This is a genomic window from Nocardia brasiliensis ATCC 700358 (genome assembly GCF_000250675.2).
In the GTDB taxonomy this organism is placed as follows: domain Bacteria; phylum Actinomycetota; class Actinomycetes; order Mycobacteriales; family Mycobacteriaceae; genus Nocardia; species Nocardia brasiliensis_B.
Genome location: NC_018681.1, coordinates 6,542,143 through 6,560,497 on the forward strand (window position 1 = coordinate 6,542,143; position 18,355 = coordinate 6,560,497).

General features: G+C 67.9%; 17 protein-coding genes. 5 read left to right on the plus strand and 12 right to left on the minus strand.

The window, feature by feature from the left end; all coding sequences use genetic code 11:
- Nucleotides 1-35: 35 nt before the first annotated feature.
- The 3 genes from O3I_RS28905 to O3I_RS28915 form a co-directional block, all read right to left on the minus strand.
- Nucleotides 36-923, minus strand: a complete 888-nt coding sequence (locus O3I_RS28905; RefSeq protein WP_014986555.1) for a DMT family transporter — start codon at nucleotides 921-923, stop codon at nucleotides 36-38.
- Nucleotides 920-2,041 (minus strand): fatty acid desaturase family protein, encoded by a 1,122-nt coding sequence (locus O3I_RS28910; RefSeq protein WP_014986556.1) that lies wholly within the window; start codon nucleotides 2,039-2,041, stop codon nucleotides 920-922. Before O3I_RS28910 ends, O3I_RS28905 begins: the two co-directional genes overlap by 4 nt.
- A gap of 268 nt (nucleotides 2,042-2,309) precedes the next feature.
- Nucleotides 2,310-3,737, minus strand: coding sequence for an MFS transporter (locus tag O3I_RS28915; protein WP_167829185.1), 1,428 nt, complete (start codon nucleotides 3,735-3,737; stop codon nucleotides 2,310-2,312).
- Nucleotides 3,738-3,828: 91 nt separating this feature from the next.
- Between O3I_RS28915 and O3I_RS28920 the strand changes: the two genes are divergently transcribed.
- Nucleotides 3,829-4,503, plus strand: a complete 675-nt coding sequence (locus tag O3I_RS28920) for a TetR/AcrR family transcriptional regulator (RefSeq protein ID WP_014986558.1) — start codon at nucleotides 3,829-3,831, stop codon at nucleotides 4,501-4,503.
- A gap of 22 nt (nucleotides 4,504-4,525) precedes the next feature.
- Here O3I_RS28920 and O3I_RS28925 read toward each other — a convergent pair whose 3' ends face one another.
- Nucleotides 4,526-5,101, minus strand: a complete 576-nt coding sequence (locus tag O3I_RS28925) for a CGNR zinc finger domain-containing protein (protein WP_051066782.1) — start codon at nucleotides 5,099-5,101, stop codon at nucleotides 4,526-4,528.
- Between the two features lie 70 nt (nucleotides 5,102-5,171).
- Here O3I_RS28925 and O3I_RS28930 point away from each other — a divergent pair, with 70 nt between their 5' ends.
- Nucleotides 5,172-5,915 carry a class I SAM-dependent methyltransferase gene (locus O3I_RS28930; protein ID WP_014986560.1) on the plus strand — a complete coding sequence of 248 codons (744 nt, stop codon included), beginning with the start codon at nucleotides 5,172-5,174 and terminating at the stop codon, nucleotides 5,913-5,915.
- Nucleotides 5,916-5,948: 33 nt separating this feature from the next.
- Here O3I_RS28930 and O3I_RS28935 read toward each other — a convergent pair whose 3' ends face one another.
- The 6 genes from O3I_RS28935 to O3I_RS28960 form a co-directional block, all read right to left on the minus strand.
- Nucleotides 5,949-6,521, minus strand: a complete 573-nt coding sequence (locus tag O3I_RS28935; protein WP_014986561.1) for an adenine phosphoribosyltransferase — start codon at nucleotides 6,519-6,521, stop codon at nucleotides 5,949-5,951.
- Nucleotides 6,522-6,557: 36 nt separating this feature from the next.
- Nucleotides 6,558-8,279, minus strand: coding sequence for an ABC transporter substrate-binding protein (locus O3I_RS28940; protein WP_014986562.1), 1,722 nt, complete (start codon nucleotides 8,277-8,279; stop codon nucleotides 6,558-6,560).
- A gap of 17 nt (nucleotides 8,280-8,296) precedes the next feature.
- Nucleotides 8,297-9,511, minus strand: a complete 1,215-nt coding sequence (gene secF, locus O3I_RS28945; RefSeq protein ID WP_014986563.1) for a protein translocase subunit SecF — start codon at nucleotides 9,509-9,511, stop codon at nucleotides 8,297-8,299.
- A complete protein-coding gene (secD, locus tag O3I_RS28950) occupies nucleotides 9,508-11,223 on the minus strand; it encodes a protein translocase subunit SecD (RefSeq protein ID WP_014986564.1) in 1,716 nt (571 codons plus the stop codon). The genes secF and secD overlap by 4 nt, the downstream gene beginning before the upstream one ends.
- Nucleotides 11,224-11,322: 99 nt before the next feature.
- On the minus strand, nucleotides 11,323-11,673 hold the full coding sequence (gene yajC / locus O3I_RS28955) for a preprotein translocase subunit YajC (protein ID WP_014986565.1): 351 nt from the start codon (nucleotides 11,671-11,673) through the stop codon (nucleotides 11,323-11,325).
- Between the two features lie 191 nt (nucleotides 11,674-11,864).
- Complete coding sequence (locus tag O3I_RS28960) at nucleotides 11,865-13,355, minus strand: flavin-containing monooxygenase (RefSeq protein WP_014986566.1); 1,491 nt, start codon at nucleotides 13,353-13,355, stop codon at nucleotides 11,865-11,867.
- Between the two features lie 36 nt (nucleotides 13,356-13,391).
- Here O3I_RS28960 and O3I_RS28965 point away from each other — a divergent pair, with 36 nt between their 5' ends.
- Nucleotides 13,392-14,057 (plus strand): TetR/AcrR family transcriptional regulator, encoded by a 666-nt coding sequence (locus O3I_RS28965; RefSeq protein ID WP_014986567.1) that lies wholly within the window; start codon nucleotides 13,392-13,394, stop codon nucleotides 14,055-14,057.
- A 148-nt stretch (nucleotides 14,058-14,205) separates the two neighbouring features.
- Nucleotides 14,206-14,802, plus strand: coding sequence for a DivIVA domain-containing protein (locus O3I_RS46865; RefSeq protein ID WP_051066783.1), 597 nt, complete (start codon nucleotides 14,206-14,208; stop codon nucleotides 14,800-14,802).
- Here the strand turns inward: O3I_RS46865 and O3I_RS28975 are convergent.
- The gene (locus O3I_RS28975; protein WP_014986569.1) at nucleotides 14,799-15,995 is read right to left on the minus strand and encodes a pyridoxamine 5'-phosphate oxidase family protein; all 1,197 of its coding nucleotides are present in this window, start codon (nucleotides 15,993-15,995) and stop codon (nucleotides 14,799-14,801) included. The two genes, O3I_RS46865 and O3I_RS28975, sit on opposite strands and share 4 nt — an antisense overlap.
- A 388-nt stretch (nucleotides 15,996-16,383) precedes the next feature.
- Between O3I_RS28975 and O3I_RS28980 the strand changes: the two genes are divergently transcribed.
- On the plus strand, nucleotides 16,384-17,202 hold the full coding sequence (locus O3I_RS28980; protein WP_041562942.1) for a ribosomal RNA small subunit methyltransferase A: 819 nt from the start codon (nucleotides 16,384-16,386) through the stop codon (nucleotides 17,200-17,202).
- 63 nt (nucleotides 17,203-17,265) lie between these two features.
- Here the strand turns inward: O3I_RS28980 and ruvB are convergent, their stop codons facing one another.
- Entirely contained in the window at nucleotides 17,266-18,351 is a 1,086-nt protein-coding gene (gene ruvB / locus O3I_RS28985; RefSeq protein ID WP_014986571.1) for a Holliday junction branch migration DNA helicase RuvB, read from the minus strand.
- Nucleotides 18,352-18,355 lie beyond the last annotated feature (4 nt).

The following is an 18,355-nucleotide window of genomic DNA, read 5'->3' on the forward strand; positions in this document are numbered from 1 at the left end:
GCGGTGTGCCCGATGTCAACGAGGAGCGGCCGCGGTCAGCGCCGCTTCGGCGTGCAGGTCGCGATCACCACCCCGAGGCCCACGATCCCCGCCCCCACGAAGCGCAGCGCCGAGCTTTCCGAAACCCCGAGCAGGATCCCGGTGAGCAGCGCGCATACCGGCACCACTCCGGCGAACGCGCCCGCCGTCTCGACCGGGATCCGATCCAGCGCGGCGTACCACATGAGGAAGGCGCCGGCCGAGGCCACCACGGCCAGGTAGCCGATCGCCGCCGACTCCCCCGCCGTGGGCCAGCGCAGCGCGGGCAGATCGATCGGCACCGCGACGATCCCGCAGAGGATCGCCCCGGCGGCGGCCGCGTACGCCGCCGTGGCCTGCGCCCCGATCTCGCGCACCAGCGGGATCGCCACCAGCGAGAAGGCGCATTCCCCCGCGAGCGCGCCGGTCGCCAGCAAGAGTCCGACCGGATCGCCCGCACTGCCGGTCCACTGCACGACGACCGCGCCGGTCGTCACGACCCCGGCGGCCAGCACCGCCTTCGCCGACGGCGAGCGTCCGGCCATGAGCGGCCCCGCGATCGCCAGCACCACCGGAACCGCACCGACCACCGCGCCGACGACGCCCGCGTCCACGCGCTGCAGCGCGGTCACGAGACAGATGTTGAAACCGGCCAGGCCGGTCGCCCCGAGCAGCCCGATCCGGACCAGTTGCGGCGTGCTGACCCGCGGCAACCGTCCCCGGAAGCAGACCATCATGAGCACGGCGGCGATACCGTATCTGACCGCCTGTCCCGTCAGGATCGGGAAGTCCGTCAGTGCCGTCGTCGCCGCGATCGCGGACCCGACCGCAACGCTGGACCCGAGTGCCAGCAGCGCACCGAGCCAGACACCGGACCCGCGCTGAGTCGCGACTTCGAGACTCATCCGTGCTCGACCGGACGCAGGGCCGACATCGGACAGGTCCGCGCACATCCCGGCACCAAGGCGCCACGCCGGCCGTCCGCCAGATGACGAGATCGCAACTCCGTCAACCGTTCCGGCGCGAGCACATCCTGCACGACGGACGGATGACAACCGCGGCGCGCAAACACGAAACCGTCGCAGTGATGTGCCTTCTGGTACGAGGGCACCGCTTGCAGGGTCCGGTGCAACCGGCGAATCCGATAGTGCGGCACGGCCGGGTAGAGGTGATGCGCCAGATGCCAGTTGGAATTGTGCGGAGCCAGGAATTGCCGGACCAGCCATGACGCGTCCCAGCTGCGCGTCGACTGCCAAGGGTCGTCGGAGCGCAATCCGGCGTGATCGGCGATATCGCTCCAATAGCGCAGAATTTGGTAGACCGTCGCGTACGGCACCACCCACAGCAGCAGAAAGTCGAGACCGAATCCGGCCACGAAGAATCCGGCGGAAACGACTATCAGGAAAACAAATCGAAGTCGCGTTTCCCGACGATCCTCGTCCCGCCCGATGAGGTCCGCGACGACTTGAAACGGCGCGTGCACCAGGAGCAGTGGTTTCAAGAGGTGTTTACCGGCGAATTGCTTCATGTCCCGCGGGTTCACCAACCCGAGGCGCAGGTAGCCGAGCAGTTTCGGATCGCGGCGATCGTCCCACAGGTGGCGGTGATGTTCGCAATGCGCGCAGGTATACGCGGATAATCCGGAGAACAGCGGCCAAGCGATGAACGCCCGGCCCAGCCAGCGGTTGAGCGGGCCGTGCCGGGTGAGTTTCGCGTGACTGGCCTCGTGCATGAGGCTGCGCAGCGCACGCTGCCTACCTCCCACGATGAGTACGCCGGCCAGGTAGACGAGGGGTTGATAGTCACACAGCACGACGACGACGGCAACGCCGGCGATGACCAGCCAGTCGATGCAGAGACCCAACGGTCCGTGCCAGTTGTCTCTGCTGTTGTGGATATCTTTGACTGCTTCTTTGGTCTCCGGTGAAAGCTCCCGTTTGAATCCACCGACCTTCGGCTTCGAGGTCCGGCAACGTTGCCGAACCCGGTCTTCGTGTTGAATCAATTCACTGTTTTGCGACATGGCTGTACCCCAACGGTCCGGACTCCGCAAATTCCGAGCAGCAAGAAAAAGGCTTCCGATGAATTACTCGCGTATCCCCCTGCACCACCCGACAGAATTATCGAGCTCAGCCTACGTCAACACCGGAGGACTGGGGAAGCCATGACAACTGGGGGTAACTCCGATAAACCGCCCGGTCGGAACTGGCCACGTCAACTCGACGACCGCCGGAATATACCGGTAGGGCCGGATATTCACACCGGCCCCACCAAAATTCGTTTCGGCTTTGTCACTCCACCGCTGCCACTACCGCGACCTCCGCCGGTGGCTGCGCCCGCACCGCCTTCGGCAGGACCAGCGCGCTGATGACGGCCCCGGCGGCGAGCAGACCGGCGGCCAGACACAGCGACGTGGTGTAGCCGTCCGCCAATGACGCTCTGCTGCTGTCGTTTCCGATGACTTGTGCGGAGATCGTTACCAGCACGGCCAGGCCGAGCGAACCGCCGAGTTGCCGGACGCTGTTGAGCACACCCGATGCGAGCCCGGACTGTTCGGCGGGCACGCCCGCGACCGCTGCGGTGCCCATCGCGACCACCGACGCACCGATCCCGATGCTGCCCACCAGCGAAGGGCCGAGCAGGCCGGTGAGGAACGTGGTCGACGGATCCGCGAAACCGAACCACAGCAGCCCGAGCGCACCGACGAGCCCGCCGACCAGCAGCACCGGACGCGGACCCCACTTCGGCGTCACCGCCATCGCGATCCGCAGGCCGATGACGACGCCCACACAGAACGGCAGGAACGCGACGCCGGTGAGCGTCGGGCTGTACCCGAGCACCCGCTGCAGGAATTGAGCGACGAAGTAGAAGCTGGCGATCTGCCCGGACGTGAGCATGAACCCGAACAGCGTGGCGCCGAGCAGTGAGCGCCGCCGCAGGAATTCGAGCGGCACCAGCGGATCCGCGGCTCTTGTTTCGGCCCAGGCGAATCCGGCAAGCAGTACCGCACCCGCGGCGAACCAGCCGAGCACCCGCACCGAACCCCACGAATGGCTTTCGGTGGCGATCACCCCGAGCACCAGGGCCGTCGTGCCGAAGGTGACCAGTGCCGCGCCGAGCACGTCGGGGCGGCCGCGCCGCGCCACCACCCGGTTGTCGGTGCCGCGCTGCACCGCCACCGCGGCCGCGACGACGAACACCAGGTTCACCCACATCACCCAGCGCCAGCCGAGATGATCGGTCAGCACGCCGCTGAGCACCACGCCGACCGCGCCGCCCGCGGCTCCGGCCCCGCCCCACACCGACATGGATTTCGTGCGCTCGGGCCCCTCCGGGAACTCCGAGGTCGCCAGCGCCAGCGTCATCGGCGCCAGCACCGCGGCGCCGACACCTTGCAACGCACGCGCCGCGAGCAACTCCCACCCGTGCTGCGCCGCCCCACCCCACGCGCTGGCCAGCGCGAACAGACCGAGGCTCGCCAGCAGCAGCGTGCGCTTGCCGGTGAGGTCGGCCAGCCGGCCGCCGAGCAGCATGAGCCCGGCGAAGGTGAGCAGGTAGGCGTTGATCACCCAACTGAGCCCCGACGGACCGAAGCCCAGCGTCTCGTCGATCGCGGGCAGTGCCACGTTCACGATCGAAAGATCCAGGGAGACAAGGAACATCACGAGGAATACGACGCCGAGCGCCCACCCCTTGCGTGCGCCGGTTCGCTCTGTCACGACAACCTCCATAATTAAGTAACGCGTGTGTTTAATATAGTTAGCACAGCCTTACCTGAGTGTCGAGAGCTTCGATCCGCAGAATGAAGGGGTGAGCAGCAACGTGACCCGCAGGCGCGGCCGCCCGATCCGGGTGCCCCGCGACGACGTCGTGACCGTCACCACGCGGCTGCTCACCGCGGGCGGCGCGCAAGCCTTCAGCATGCGCAAGCTCGCCGACGAACTCGGCGTCAGCACCGCCGCCGTCTATCACCACTTCCCCACCAAGGCGGCGCTGATGATCGCCGTCCTCAGCGCCCGCGCGGACGAGCTGGACCGCCCGGACCTGCCCGCCGATCCACGGGACCGCCTCGTTGCGATCGTCGCCTACCTGATCGACGTCCTACACCAAATGCCTTGGGTCGCTGACATTCTCGTCAGCGGCGAATCCTTCGGCCGCGCGGCGATGTGGATCCTCGACGAATTCGTCGACACCGCGACCCGGCTCGGCGCCACCGATGACTACGCCGGATACATGTACGCCGCCATCTGGCGTTTCGTGCTCGGCGAACTCATGATGCGCCGCGCCGAAGACGAACGCGCCGAAGCCGCGCGCCGCGGCGACCCCCGCCCCCGCTGGACCGATCAGGCCGACGACGAGATCCTGGCCGAATTCCCCACCACCGTACGAATGCTCCCGAAATGGGCAACCATCCGCGACGAATACCGCACCAGCACCGCGGTCGGCCACCTCATCGACGGATTGATCGCTGGAATCCCTTCCTGAGCAACCGCTTCCGCCCGGAACCTCAGGTGTTCGCGGCGCGCCGGGCGCGGAAGGCCGCGGTTTTGGCGCGGTTCTGACATGCCGTGCTGCAGAAGCGTTTGGTGCCGTTGCGGGAGGTGTCGAGGTAGGCGCGGTCGCAGTTGCCGGCCGAGCACAGGCCGATGCGGTCGGCGTGCTCGCTGCCGAGGACGTAGGCGAGACCGACGGCGCAGGCGGCGGCGATGCCGGGCACGAGGGGGGCGTCGGGGGCGTGGAAGTGCAGGTGCCACGGCTGGGTGCCGTGCCGGATCAGGGTCGGCCGGGCACCGTACTCGGTGATCATCGAATTGATCTGAGCGGCAGCGGAATCCATGTCGTCGACAGAGACCGCGTCGAAAACCTGCCGCAACTGCCCGGCCGCGCGGGCCAGGCCGCGAGCATCCTCGGGTTGCGCGTGCACGCCGAACAGGGTCGAGACCACGCCGTCCATCCGTTCGTGCAGCTCCGCGTCGTCGGCGGCAGGCGGGTAGGGCTTGCCGCGGCGCTCACCGGGCACCGCGGCGTTGATCAACGCGACACCGTCCTCGACCACACCCAACGTGTGACTGTCTAAACGCACTTGATCAGTCACCTCACTCTCGCTACATTCGTCACTGTCGTTGATAGTTATGACAGTAACGGAGTCACTCATGTCGTTGACACCCACCCTCGCCCACGCCTGGATCGATCGATGGGATCGCCAGCAGGAGGGTTACCTGCCCGACCGCGAACTCATGTTCGCCGTGATCGCCGACGCGGTGGCCGCCAACGCGGACCGCCCCGACCCGGTGGTGCTCGACGTGGCGTGCGGCCCCGGCTCACTCGGCGCCCGCATCCGGGAACGGCTGCCGCAGGCCCGCGTCATCGGCATCGACGCCGATCCGGTGCTGCTCGAATTGGCGCGCACGGCATACGGATTCGAGCTCGTCGACCACAATCTGGCGGATCCGGCCTGGGCGGCCGGATTGCCCGCCGGTCAGATCGACGCGATCGTCAGCACCACCGCCCTGCACTGGCTCTACTCCGATCAGCTCGCCGCGCTCTACCGCCAAGCGGCGCAACTGCTCCGCCCCGGTGGCATCCTGCTCAACGGCGACGATATGGCCACGCACGCAACGGATATCGACCAGCTGCACGAGGCGATCGGCACCCGTCAACTGGAACGCGAAGGCGTCACGGATCGGGAGAACTGGGCCGAGTGGTGGAGCGCCATCACCGCCGAACCGGAACTGGCCACGGCGGTCGCCGAGCGCGAGATCCGCCGCTGGGAGCATCCGTCCGACAGTGGCACCACCTACGAGGAGCACCTGAACCTGTTGCGGGCGGCGGGTTTCCGGACGGCCGGATCGATCTGGCAGTACGGCCGCCGCCACATCGTCGCCGCGGTCAACTGACCCGATATCCGAACGCGGGCGCTCCGGACAGCGTCAGACCTGAACGATGGAGGTCACGGGGTAATCCCCCTGGCGCTCCCGGCCGTTGAGGAAGGTGAGTTCCAGAACCACCGCGGCCGCGACGATCTCGGCGCCGGCCTGCCGGAACAGGTCGGCCGCAGCGGCCAAGGTGCCACCGGTGGCGAGCACGTCGTCGAGCAGCAGGACGCGGCGGCCCGCGAGCGGGACGCCGTCGGCGGGGATCTCGAGCGCGGCGGTGCCGTATTCGAGTTCGTATTCGCGCTCGAGGACCGGCGGCGGCAGCTTGCCCGCCTTGCGGACGGCGATCACGCCGGTGCCGAGGCTGGCGGCCACGCCGGCGCCGATCAGGAAGCCGCGGGCGTCGACGCCGGCCACCAGGTCGGCGTCGGGCGCGATGTGCGCGAGGCAATCGATGACGGTGCGGAAGCCCTCGGCATCCGCGAACACCGGGGTCAGGTCGGCGAAACGGACTCCCGGGGTGGGGAAGTCGTCGCGCCAGCGGGTCAAGCGCTCGACCGCGTCCGCGGCCAGGCTGGTCCGCTGGGCGGCTAGCTCGTCGGACTCGATCGCCGCGTGCTTACTCATCGACACCTCTCCATCATCACATCACCCGAACACCTGTCACCGCTTCAACACCCAGCGGTCCATGTTCCACCCGGTTCCGGCCTGGCTGGGCGCGGGTATCCCGTTCTGCAGGCCGCCGCCGAACGCGATGGTGCGCGGGGTGACAAACAGGGGGATGCTCGGCAACTCCGCCCACAGCAGGTTCTCGGCTTCGGTGAGCAGATTCAGCTGTGTGGTCGAGTTGTCGTCGACCGCAAGCTGATCGGTGATCGCATCGTAACGGCCGTTGCCGAATCGCCCGAAATTGAGCCCGCTACCGGTGCGCAACGAACTGGCCGCGACGACGCCGCTCAGCGACCCGGACGGCCCGGGCGCGGCCGCGGTACCGGCCAGGATCGCGTCGACTTTACCCTCGCTGAGCTGGGTGGGAACGAAATCGGGGGCACCCGCGTCGACGATCGTGAGGCCCGCCGGTTTGCACGCCTCCGTGATCATCGCCACGGTCTGCGCGCGCCGGTCGTCCGGGCGCAGATAACCGATCCGGATGGTCGGGTTCTGCGTCTTGGACGCCGCGACCGCCTGCGTGGCGCCGCCCACGTCACCGCCGCCGAACTTGCTCCCCGCGCCCGCCACCGGGCCGTAGTACAGCGAATCCTGTTGCACGATATGGGTGTTCAGCGGCCCGGAGCCGAGACCGGTTTTCGGCGCGTCCTTGACCTGCCCCAGCTTCTCGAACAGCGCCTGGCGCGGCACGCACAGGGCCAGCGCACGGCGCAGTTCCGCGGAGCCCAGCACGCCCCCGGTGGCGAGCACCAGCTGCTCGGCGCCGCGCCCGGGCAGGTTCTCCACCCGGAATCCGTCCAGGTTCAGGTCTTTCACCGATCCCGCGCCGATATCGATGACGCCCATCGCGCTGTCGCCGACCTTGGATTTCAGGTCGACGTTTTTGGGCCACACCAGGATCCGGCCGGTCGCGGGCGTACGACCCCACCACCGCTCGTTCGACACCAGCACCAAACCGTCCTTCTCACTGAAGGATTCGATCCGGTACGGCCCGGACGAAGGGAACCGCGTCAGGTCCAGCTTGCCCGGCTTCAGATTCCAGCCGGTGTTCCAGAACTCGGCGATCCGCCCGATGGCGTTCCCATCGCCGGATTGCACCGCCGACACAACGTTCGGCACGTTCGCCGCCTGCGCCGCGATATGCGCGGGCAGCACCTCCCCGGCCGCGAACAGCGTGCGCCAGGCGGCGTAGCGCCGATCCGGCCGGAACACCACGAGCGCGTCGCGGGAACCGGGCTGGCAGTCCACCCGCTCGATATCGGCGTAGCCCGCGGTGCTCGCCGCGTCGAACGCCGGAATCGGGCCCCGGTCACCGGGTTTGGTGAACCGGCCGCTGCGCGCCGCCCAGGTGAGCACCAGGTCGTCGCAGGAGGTCGGCACGCCGTCGGAGTACACCCCGTCCGGGTTGAGCCGGTACTGGATGGTCTGCTGCTCGGCGGGCGTCTCCTTGGCGGTGCCGAAATCGGTGTCGGCGACCTGCTGACCGTCCGGCCCGGTGTAGTAGAACCCGGTGAGCACCCGGCCGAACACGGCGGCAGCACCGGAACTCACGCCGAGCGTGCTGCCGCCGTTGTAGGTGGCGATGGTGGCGTCCACGGCATAGCCGATGGAGGGCACCTGGTTCTTGCTCGAGCACCCGGCCGCCAGTCCGGCGGCGGTGACGCCCGCGGCCAGTACCGCGAGCAGGCGGACCGTGCGGCTGCGTGGCTTTCGCATGAACTCCCCTGCCTGTGTCAGTGCCGCCGCTTCTGTCGTTTGCCGCTCGGGCGCGCGCCCGGTCGGGGAGCCTGGCCGGGATCGCGGGGCCTGCGCGGCTCGTCGTCGCCGAAGGACCGGCCGGTCGCGGCGGTGACCCGGCGATCGGCCTCGTAGGACGCCCGCGCGCTGGCCACACCGGCCCGCTTGTTGAGCACCTTCTTGGTGTGCGCGGCGACCGGACCCCAGCGTTCTTTGATCGACACCAGCAGCGGAACTGCGAGGAAGATCGACGAATACGCGCCGACGACCATGCCGACCAGCTGCACCAGCGCCAGGTCTTTCAGGGTGCCGACACCCAGCAGCCAGACCGCGATCACCAGCATGCCGATGATCGGCAGGATGCCGATGACGGTGGTGTTGATCGAGCGCATCAGGGTCTGGTTGGCCGCCAGGTTCGCTTGCTCGGCGTAGGTGCGTTTGCTCAGATGCAGCACACCGCGGGTGTTCTCCTCGACCTTGTCGAACACCACGACGTTGTCGTAGAGCACATAGCCGAGAATCGTGAGCAGACCGATCACCGCGGCGGGCGTCACCTCGAAGCCGACCAGCGAATAGATGCCGCCGGTGACGACCATGTTGAAGAACAGGGATCCGATGGCCGCGATGGACATGTCCCGTTCGAACCGGATCGCGATGTAGAGCATCGTCAGCAACACGAAGACGATGAGCGCGATCACCGCCTTCTTGGTGATCTCACCGCCCCAGGTCTCGCTGATCTCGGCGACGCTGATCGCGTTGCGCGATTCCGCGCCGCTGCGGTCCTTCGGATGGAAGGCGTTGAACAGCGCGGTCTGCAACTCGTCGGCCTGGCTGGTGCTCAGTGTGTCGGAGCGGACCTGAATGGTCGCCGCCGCACCGGAACCCACCTTCTGCACCGACACCGGCTTGTGCCCGAAGGTCGCCGCGTAGACGTCCTCGACCTTCGAGGTGGTGACGTTGTCCGCGGCCGGGATGCCGATTCGCGACCCGCCTGCGAAGTCGATGCCGAGGGTGAACCCGCGAACGCCGATGCTCAGCAACGAGATCAGCAGGAACACCGCGGTCAGCCCGTAGTAGAAACGACGCCGGCTGACGATCTTGAAACCGCCGGTGCCGGTGTAGAGCCGCTCGAAGACGCTGTGCTTGGGGGCATTCGCGTCGTCGGCCTCGTCCACGAAACTCGGTTCCAGGGTAGGGCTCGAATTGCTCATCGTGACGCCTCCCGCACCAGTGCGCCGGTGCTCGCCTTACGTTCCCTGGCTATTTCCTGTACCGCTCCGAGGCCGTTGACCGACGGTTTCGCCCAGTACGCCGAGCGCGAGGCCATCATCATCAGCGGCGCGGTGACCAGGTACAGCACGATCACGTCGAGGACGGTGGTGATGCCGAGGGTGAACGCGAAGCCCTTCACCTGTCCGGCCGCGAGGATGTAGAGCACGGCGGAGGCGATGAGGCTCACCGTCTTACCGGAGAGGTTGGTGCGCTGGGCGCGGGCCCAGCCGCGCGGCACGGCCGAACGGAAGCTGCGGCCCTCGCGCATCTCGTCCTTGATGCGTTCGAAGAACACCACGAACGAGTCGGCGGTCAGGCCGATACCGATGATCAGACCGGCGATACCGGCGAGGTCCAGGGTGAAGTTGATCCACCGGCCCAGCAGGATGATCAGGCCGTACACCGCGACGCCGGAGGCGAGCAGCGAGAACCCGGCGAGGAAGCCGAGCATCCGGTAGTAGAGCAGGCAGTACACGAGCACCACCGCCAGGCCGATCGCGCCCGCGAGCAGGCCGGCCCGCAGCGACGAGAGGCCGAGCGTCGCCGACACGGTCTCGGCTTCGGAGGTCTCGAACGACAGCGGCAGCGAGCCGTACTTCAGGGTGTTCGCCAGTTCCTTGGCCGAGGCCGCGGTGAAGCTACCGCTGATCTCGCTGGTGCCGTCGGTCTGCACGCCCTGCACGGTCGGGGCGGTGATGACCTTCGTGTCGAGGGTGATCGCGACCTGCTTGTACAGCATGTCCTTGGTGAGCTGGGCCCACTGCTCGGCGCCGGTCGACTTGAACTTCAGCTGCACCACGTTCATCGCGCGCCGCGAGTCGAAAGCCGAAGTGGCGTCGGAGATTTCCTGGCCGTCGAGCCTGCTCTTGTCCAACAGGTAGACGTTGCCGTCCGAACCACAGGTCACCAGCGGCAGATTCGGGTCGTCGTTGCCCGCAAGCGGATCCGGCTTGCCGCAGTCGATGGCGGCCATCGCGGCCTGCTGCACGGTGGGATCGGTGCTCTGCCTGGTCGCCTTAGCCTGCTGGATGTCCTTCTGCGTCTGCTCGCGCGAGGTGAGCGACGGGTCCGGCGCGGGGTTCGGCGTGGTGGGCGCCTGGGCCGGGAACACGCGGTTCTGCGGGGCGGGCGCCTGCGGCTCCTCCGCGGGCGGCGCGGGCTCGGCCGGCGGCGGCACCGCACCCGGCTCACCGGCCGGCGGCGGCACGGCACCCGGTTCGGCGCCGGGCACCGGCGGGATCGCACCCGGCGGCAGCTGCGGCGTGCCGGCCTGCGCGCGGCCCGCCTGCAGCACCGGACGGATGAGCAGCTTGGCCGTGGTCGCCATCGTGCGCGCCTGCGCGCCGTCGTCACCCGGCACGGTGATCACCAGGTTGTCTCCGTCGATGACGACTTCGGAACCCAGCACACCGAGACCGTTGACCCGGTTCTCGATGATGGTCTGTGCCTTACGCAGACTGTCCTGGCTCGGCTTGTTGCCGTCCGGCGTTCGCGCGGTCAGCGTGACCCGGGTACCGCCCTGGAGGTCGATGCCGAGCTTCGGTTGCGGGGAGTCACCGGTGAAGAACACCAGCGCATAGATCACGGCCAGCAGCGCGGCGTAGACGCCGAGCAGCCGGAGCGGATGCGCCGATCCCTGGGAAGGTGGCACAGTACGTCATCTCCTAGGCGGGAAGTCGAGAGTGGAACAGGTGGGCACACCGGTGCCGCCGGGCACCACCGTAGCGGTGCCCGGCGCGCGAGCCGACGATCAATCCTTGGTCAGCCGGGTTTCGGTCTGCTCGGCGGATTCCTCGATGGCCTCGGCCGCAGGCGCGTCGACCGGGCTCTCGTCGGTGCTCGTCGCGTCGTCGGTGCGTACCTCGCGGATGGCCGCGCGCAGCCAGGTGGTCACGACCTCCTCGGCGATCTCGAGATCGACCGTGGCGTCGTCGAGATCGACGACGGTGCCGTACAGCCCCGACGTGGTGATGACCTGGTCGCCGACCTTGAGGCTGTCCTGCATCTCCGTGACCTTGGCGGCTTCCCGCTTCTGACGGCGGACACCGAGGAACATCGGCACGAGCAGGGCTACCAGCAGCAGCGGAAACAGAAGTTCCATCGTCGAAGTCAGTCCCTAGTCTTGTGGGTGGGATGGGTAAGTACCCACAGTCTGCCAGTTCGTGTCGCCGCCGCCACACCGGCACACCCGCTGGGGAGCGGCGACATCGGTCTGGGGACCGCGGAACTCGTGGCGAACGGTGGCGGGCCCCGCCGGACGAGGTCCGGCGGGGCCCGCGTCGTCGACCCGTTTCAGGCGCTCTTGCCGTAGACGTAGTCGTCGAGCGGGAAGCTGACGGCCTCCCGGTGCGCGTTGAGGGTGCTGGTGGGGCGCAGCAAGGCCGCTTCACCGTGCTGGTTGAAGTAGTAACTGCGCGCGGTGGAGCAGTCCCCGCCATAGAACACCGAGGAGCCGAGCTTGTCGGTGACCCGGTCCAGGAAGCCCGCGTTGGCCCGCTCGGTCACCTCGAAGGTCTGCTCGCCGCGGCGGCGCAGCTCGCCGAAGAGCCTGCCCATGTGCTTCATCTGCGCCTCGATGGTGGTGAAGTACGAGAGGCCGCTGTAGGAGTACGGGCTGTTGAGGCTGAGGAAGTTCGGGAACTTCGGCACGGTGATGCCCTCGTAGGCCTGGAAGCGGTTGTCCCGCCAGAACTTTCCGAGGTTGACGCCGTCGCGGCCGATGATCTCGATGGCCGGGAAGTTCACGTCCCACAGGTTGAAGCCGGTCGCCAGGATCAGCGTGTCGATCTCGGTCTTGTGCCCGTCGGCGGTGACGATGCCGTCCGGCTCGATTCGCTCGATCGAGTTGGTCTCCAAGCGCACGTTCGGCTGGTTGAACGCGCGGAAGTAGCTGTTGGAGAAGGTGGGGCGCTTGCAGCCGAAGTCGTAGTGCGGGGTGAGCTGCTTGCGGGTTTCCTTGTCCCGCACCGAAGCCCGCAGGTGTGCCTTGGCGAGCACGCCCGCGCCCTTGTTCAGCAGCTTGGCCTGCTTGTAGTGCAGCACGCCGACCACCATGAGCGCCTCGAGCAGGCTGGTGTTGAACAGCCGCGCCGCCTTCTGGGTGGCGGGCACCTTCTCGAAGAGCTTCTGCACCGGGCCCGGAATCGCGGCGTCGATCTTCGGCACCACCCAGATCGGCGTGCGCTGGAAGACCGTGAGCGCCTGCGCTTTCTTGGCCACCTCGGGCACCAGCTGCACGGCGGTCGCGCCGGTGCCGATGATCGCGGCCTTGCGGCCGGTGAGGTCGAAATCGTCCTCCCACGCGGTGGTGTGGATGATCTTCCCGGCGAAGGAGTCGATGCCGGGGAACGGCGGGGTGTACGGCTGGGAGAGGAAGCCGGTCGCGGTGAGCAGATAACGGCCCGTGAGGGTTTCGCCACCGGCGATGGACACCACCCACTGCTGGTGCTCTTCGTCCCAGCGGGCGCCGTCGACCACGGTGCCGAAGCGCATACGCCGGCGCAGGCCGTACTTCTCGGCGATGTGACCCGCGTACTTCTTCAGCTCGGCGCCCGGCGCGAACAGCCGCGTCCAGTACGGGTTCGGTTCGAACGAGTACGAGTAGGTGACCGACGCGATGTCGACCGCGAGCCCCGGGTAGTGGTTCACATGCCAGGTCCCGCCGAGATCGTCCTCGCGTTCGAGGATCACGTAATTGCTCAGGCCGAGCCGATCGAGCTCGATGCCCGCGCCCATGCCACCGAAACCCGCACCGACCACGACCGCGTCGTACTGAGGCGCCACTCCGAACCTCCAGATTTGTGAACCGCTTCTCACGGAATGACACATCATTCCGTTTGTGACGACTGTATCATCGGCGTGGTGACGAAGCCATTGACGCGTGCTGAACGCCGTAAAGCCGAGCTGCGGCAGGACATCATCGACACCGCATTCGTCTGCTTCTCCGAGAAGGGCTATCACGCCACGGGCATCGCCGATATCGCCGGCCAGCTCGGCATCGGGCACGGCACCTTCTACCGCTACTTCAGCAACAAGCGCGACATCATCGACCACGTCATCGACGACCTCTCGGCGAAGATCATCGACACGCTCGGCACCGACAACGCGCCGGACGCCGCGACCACGCTCGACGAATACCGCGCGCAGACCGACCGGATCGGCCAGGCGCTGACGCACATCCTGATGGGCGACCGCCGGGTGGCCCAGCTGCTGCTCGTACACGCCCCCGGCATCGATGACGAACTCACCGCCCGCCTCTACGGCCTGCTCGACATGGCCGACGCGCTGACCGCCGGCTACCTCGAGCACGGCGTCGAACTCGGTTATCTGCGAGCGGATCTGGACACCGTCAACACGGCCCGCGCCGTCACCGGCATGCTGCTCGCCGGCATCGTGCACGGCCTGCGCGATACCGACGAAGCCACGCTGCGCGGATTGAACGAAGCGATCCGGCGGCTGCTGATCGATGGGGTCCGCAAAGATTGAGCACACGACAAGCCCCCTGACGCGCTCCCCCACGTTATGGTGAGGACAAAGTTCCGTCGCGTCGCCCAGGGGGCCGCTCGTGGTCACAAGAGACCAGGGAGTACGAAAACCGCACATTCCGTCGGCCGGGCGCATCGAGCCTGACAGAATGTCGCCCGTGACCCCCGAGGATGTGAGCCGGATCAGTTTCGCGACACCACCATTCGGCCAGCGTGGCTACCACGCCGACGAGGTGGACGCCTTCCTCGATCTGGTGGCCGCGACCATGGCGGGCCGCGGCGCGCTGGCCGCCGACGATCTGCGCCACGTCACATTCGACGCACCACGCCCCGGCGGGCGCGGCTATCGCGCGGATCAGGTCGACGAATACCTGGACCAGGTGCGCGTCGAACTGGAAATGCGCCAGCGCGGAGTGCGCCCGGCGCCCTCGGGCAACGGACCGGCGATGCTCACGCCGGATGATGTGCAGCGCATGCGTTTCACGCAAGCACCGGTCGGGCGGCGCGGGTACAACGAAGAAGAGGTCGACGCGTTCCTCGATCTGGTCGCCGCGACGCTCGCCCACGGCGGGCCGGGCAGCCTGACCGTCGCGGACGTACGCGCGGTGCGGTTCACCGAAGCGCGCCTGGGCACCCGCGGCTATCAGCGCGACGAGGTGGACGCCTTCGCCGACCTGGTGGTCACCGCCCTCGAGCACGCCGAGCACCAGCATCACCGCTGGACCTTGCACCGCGACGCCGACTAGTCCGAATCCGACTTCCCGCGTACCCGGCTCGGTGCCGGACGGTGCTCGGCCGAACCCTGCTCGATGTCCTCGTAGCCCTCCTTGCGCAGCCCCGACCGGTAGGCGCGGTCGATGACGAACCGCACCAGCCGATCGATGCCCGGCACCGCGCCGAGGATCTTCAGCAAGAAACCGGGCGGACCACCGGCGGCGGTCGTCGAATTGGCCGCGAGATGCCTGCCGCCCACTCCCATCAGATCCGGGACCGAACCGCGCTCGATGAACGTCGCCGAATCCCACAATCGCGAGCGCGTCACGGCGTCGCTGCCGAGCACCTCGGCGTCCTCGACCTCGATGAGCAGCGCCGCATGCGGGGCGGTCCCGCGCAGGGCCAGCATGTCCAGCAGTGCGCTGTCGTCGGTGATCGCGCCGCGGCCGCGCACATGCAGGACATCGGTGCGCCCCGGGACGAGTGCCGCGAACGAAAGTCGCTCGTCCTGGATCAGGTTGTGCAAGGAGTCGGTCCGCTTGTTGCCCCGGCGATCCGGGATGATCAGCGTGCGGTCGTCCAGGATCCGGGCCACCGTCTGCCGGTCCCCGCGCGGGCTGGTATCGCTGCCGCCGACGGTATCCCAGGTGGACAACGCGAGAAACGGTGCGGCGGCGAGGAATTCCGCGACACCGGGCCGGGCCAGCGCGCCCGCGCCCGTGACTTCGGCGGCCGGCTCGGCCGGAATCGGCGTGCGCCACAGGCGCGACCGAAGGATGGCCTGCGCGCAGTGCACGAACGCCTGCTCGACGTCGACGATCGTCTGCGCACCCTTGCGTCCGGCCGCAATCCCGTTGACGCGCAGTAACTCTCCGACTCCAGGCAAGAGAAAGAACAACGAGACCGGGCCGCGCGGGTCGCCGGGCTCGCTCAGCGCGAACGAGATCCGAGTCGCCGAGCGCACCCGCGCGAATCCCGGTGCACCACCGACGAAAGTCGTATGGCTGACGCCGTCGGCGTCCCGGTAGCCGAAGGCCGCGATAGGGCAGTGCGCGAGCACCGCCCGGCAGCCCTCGTCCAGTGCGCTGACCTGCTTCAGCATGATCATCGGCGCAGGGTGGCCGATGATCGACTCGAGTTCCTGGGCGGTCGTGAGCCGATGGCGCACCCGGCCATTGCCGTCGGTGACTCCCACTGCGGGGACGGACTCGTTGTCGCAGGTCATGACCCTATTGTGAATAATTGCTCAGGTTTTCGGTACTCGCTTTTCCAGGGGCCGGGCGCCCGCGTCGGGTTGCCGACCGGACGCACGTCGTGGGCCTCGGCAGGTGCGCGGCGAGTTGGGTCCGCATGGCTACTGCTCACATTTCGCGAGCGCCGACATACTGCGGACGCTCATGATCGCCGCACCGAATAATTCGGTTGCGGGGTCACGGGGGCAGTCCATAACGTGACCCGCATGCATTGCTATGCCGCCCCGTACTTCATCCGTCTCCGCAGCGCTCGGGCTCTGGCCCGCTAGCGGACACGGAGAGAACTACTTCGGCGTCCGCGAGCGCGCCCAGGGCCCTTCGAGACTCATCCGACTCGAAGACCCGAAAGGGGCAAGCGCTGTGGCGCAAGATTTTGCATACCGGAATTACTCGCATACCCAGGGCAAGGTCAAGAACGGCGGCGGCGGTCGCCCGTCGAAAGACCGTGCCAGGCAGGCACATTCCCAGAATTCACTGGTGAGCCAGGAAGCCGTGGAGTCCCTCCTGGCGGTGGCCGACCCGAGCGGAGCAGTGCTCGAACCCTACCCAGGAGACGGACTGCTCACCCAAGCGCTGGCTCGGCGCGGTGCACAGGTCACCGCGTACGAACCGGATCCGCTGTCGGCCGCGAAACTCTCGGCCCGCACCCGCGCAGTCAGCGGAATACGTGTGATCCGAGCCGATTTCACCAAAGCCAAGCCGCTTCGTGAACCGTTCGCCGTCGTCGGAAGCCTTCCGCTCGCGGCAACCGCGCGAATCATCGACTGGTGCCTGGCCGCGCGCACGCTCACCTCGGCGACCCTGGTGGTCCCCCAGGAATACGCGCACGTCGGTCAGAACGGACACTGGGATCCCGTCACATCCACGAACTGGCCATGGTTCGACTGGCAACTACACGGCCCACTGGCCCGCACCGACTTCCGGCCCCCACGCACCACCGACACCGCAATCCTGCACCTCCACCGCCGCACGAAACCCTTGGTACACGACCAAGATTCGTACACCACCCTGGTACATACAGGTTTCGCCAACGCAAATGTGCCACTACCCACCGCACTGCGCCCACGTTATCCAGACGTGGACGAAGCACTACACGTCACAGGCATCACCCCCGACACCCCCGCCGCTGCCGTGCACCCTACGGACTGGGTGCGGCTACACAAGCACCTGAACACATAACCGATGGGCCGCTCTGCTCCGGTGGAGCGGCCTCGACGGGTGCGAGAAGTCTTGAGGCGGCGGCTATTCGAACAGGTCGAGGGTGGGTTGGGGGTCGCGGCCGCGGACTTCGATGGAGCCGAAGACGAGGTCGGGGGGTGGGACGAGGCCGAGGTGTTCCCAGGCGGCGGCGGTGGCTACGCGGCCGCGCGGGGTGCGCGCGACCATGCCCGCGCGGACGAGGAACGGCTCGCAGACCTCCTCGACGGTCGCGGCTTCTTCGCCTACCGCGACAGCGAGCGTCGAGACACCGACCGGGCCGCCGCCGAAACTGCGGACCAGCGCCGAAAGGACCGCGCGGTCCAGGCGGTCCAGGCCGAGCACGTCGACGTCGTACACCTCGAGCGCCGCCTGCGCGATCGGCTGGGTGATCACGCCGTCGGCGCGGACCTCCGCGTAGTCGCGGACGCGACGCAGCAGGCGGTTCGCGATGCGTGGCGTGCCCCGCGAGCGACCCGCGATCTCGGCGGCCGCATCGTGGTCGATCTCGACGCCGAGGATCTGCGCCGACCGCAGCAGAATGCGCAGCAGTTCGGCGGGCTCGTAGAAGTCCATGTGCCCGGTGAAACCGAAACGGTCCCGCAGCGGGCCGGTCAGCGCACCGGACCGAGTCGTCGCGCCCACCAGCGTGAACGGGGCGATGTCCAGCGGAATCGAGGTCGCGCCGGGACCTTTGCCGACCACGACGTCGACGCGGAAATCCTCCATCGCGAGGTACAGCATTTCTTCGGCGGGCCGGGCGATCCGGTGGATCTCGTCGATGAACAGCACATCGCCGTCGACCAGGTTGCTGAGCATCGCGGCCAGATCACCCGCCCGTTCCAGCGCGGGCCCGGAGGTGATGCGCAGCGCGGTACCGAGCTCCCCCGCGATGATCATCGCCATGCTGGTCTTGCCGAGCCCGGGCGGACCGGACAGCAGCACGTGATCCGGCGTGCCACCACGCTGTTTCGCGCCGCGCAGCACCAGCGCCAGTTGCTCGCGCACCCGGGGCTGACCGATGAAGTCGTCCAGCGATTTCGGGCGCAGGCTGGCTTCGATCTCGCCGTCGGATTTCAAATAGCTGGACGTGACCTGGGATTCGGGCGCTTCGTCTTCGTCGTGATCCATGAGC

Excerpts from the sequence above, each read along its gene's own strand:
- O3I_RS28910 (WP_014986556.1), bottom strand. The coding sequence starts at position 2,041 with ATGTCGCAAAACAGTGAATTGATTCAACACGAAGACCGGGTTCGGCAA.
- O3I_RS28975 (WP_014986569.1), bottom strand. The coding sequence starts at position 15,995 with ATGACCTGCGACAACGAGTCCGTCCCCGCAGTGGGAGTCACCGACGGC.
- ruvB (WP_014986571.1), bottom strand. The coding sequence starts at position 18,351 with ATGGATCACGACGAAGACGAAGCGCCCGAATCCCAGGTCACGTCCAGC.
- secF (WP_014986563.1), bottom strand. The coding sequence starts at position 9,511 with ATGAGCAATTCGAGCCCTACCCTGGAACCGAGTTTCGTGGACGAGGCC.
- O3I_RS46865 (WP_051066783.1), top strand. The coding sequence starts at position 14,206 with ATGTCGCCCGTGACCCCCGAGGATGTGAGCCGGATCAGTTTCGCGACA.
- O3I_RS28940 (WP_014986562.1), bottom strand. The coding sequence starts at position 8,279 with ATGCGAAAGCCACGCAGCCGCACGGTCCGCCTGCTCGCGGTACTGGCC.
- O3I_RS28965 (WP_014986567.1), top strand. The coding sequence starts at position 13,392 with ATGACACATCATTCCGTTTGTGACGACTGTATCATCGGCGTGGTGACG.
- yajC (WP_014986565.1), bottom strand. The coding sequence starts at position 11,673 with ATGGAACTTCTGTTTCCGCTGCTGCTGGTAGCCCTGCTCGTGCCGATG.
- O3I_RS28935 (WP_014986561.1), bottom strand. The coding sequence starts at position 6,521 with ATGAGTAAGCACGCGGCGATCGAGTCCGACGAGCTAGCCGCCCAGCGG.
- O3I_RS28930 (WP_014986560.1), top strand. The coding sequence starts at position 5,172 with ATGTCGTTGACACCCACCCTCGCCCACGCCTGGATCGATCGATGGGAT.
- O3I_RS28905 (WP_014986555.1), bottom strand. The coding sequence starts at position 923 with ATGAGTCTCGAAGTCGCGACTCAGCGCGGGTCCGGTGTCTGGCTCGGT.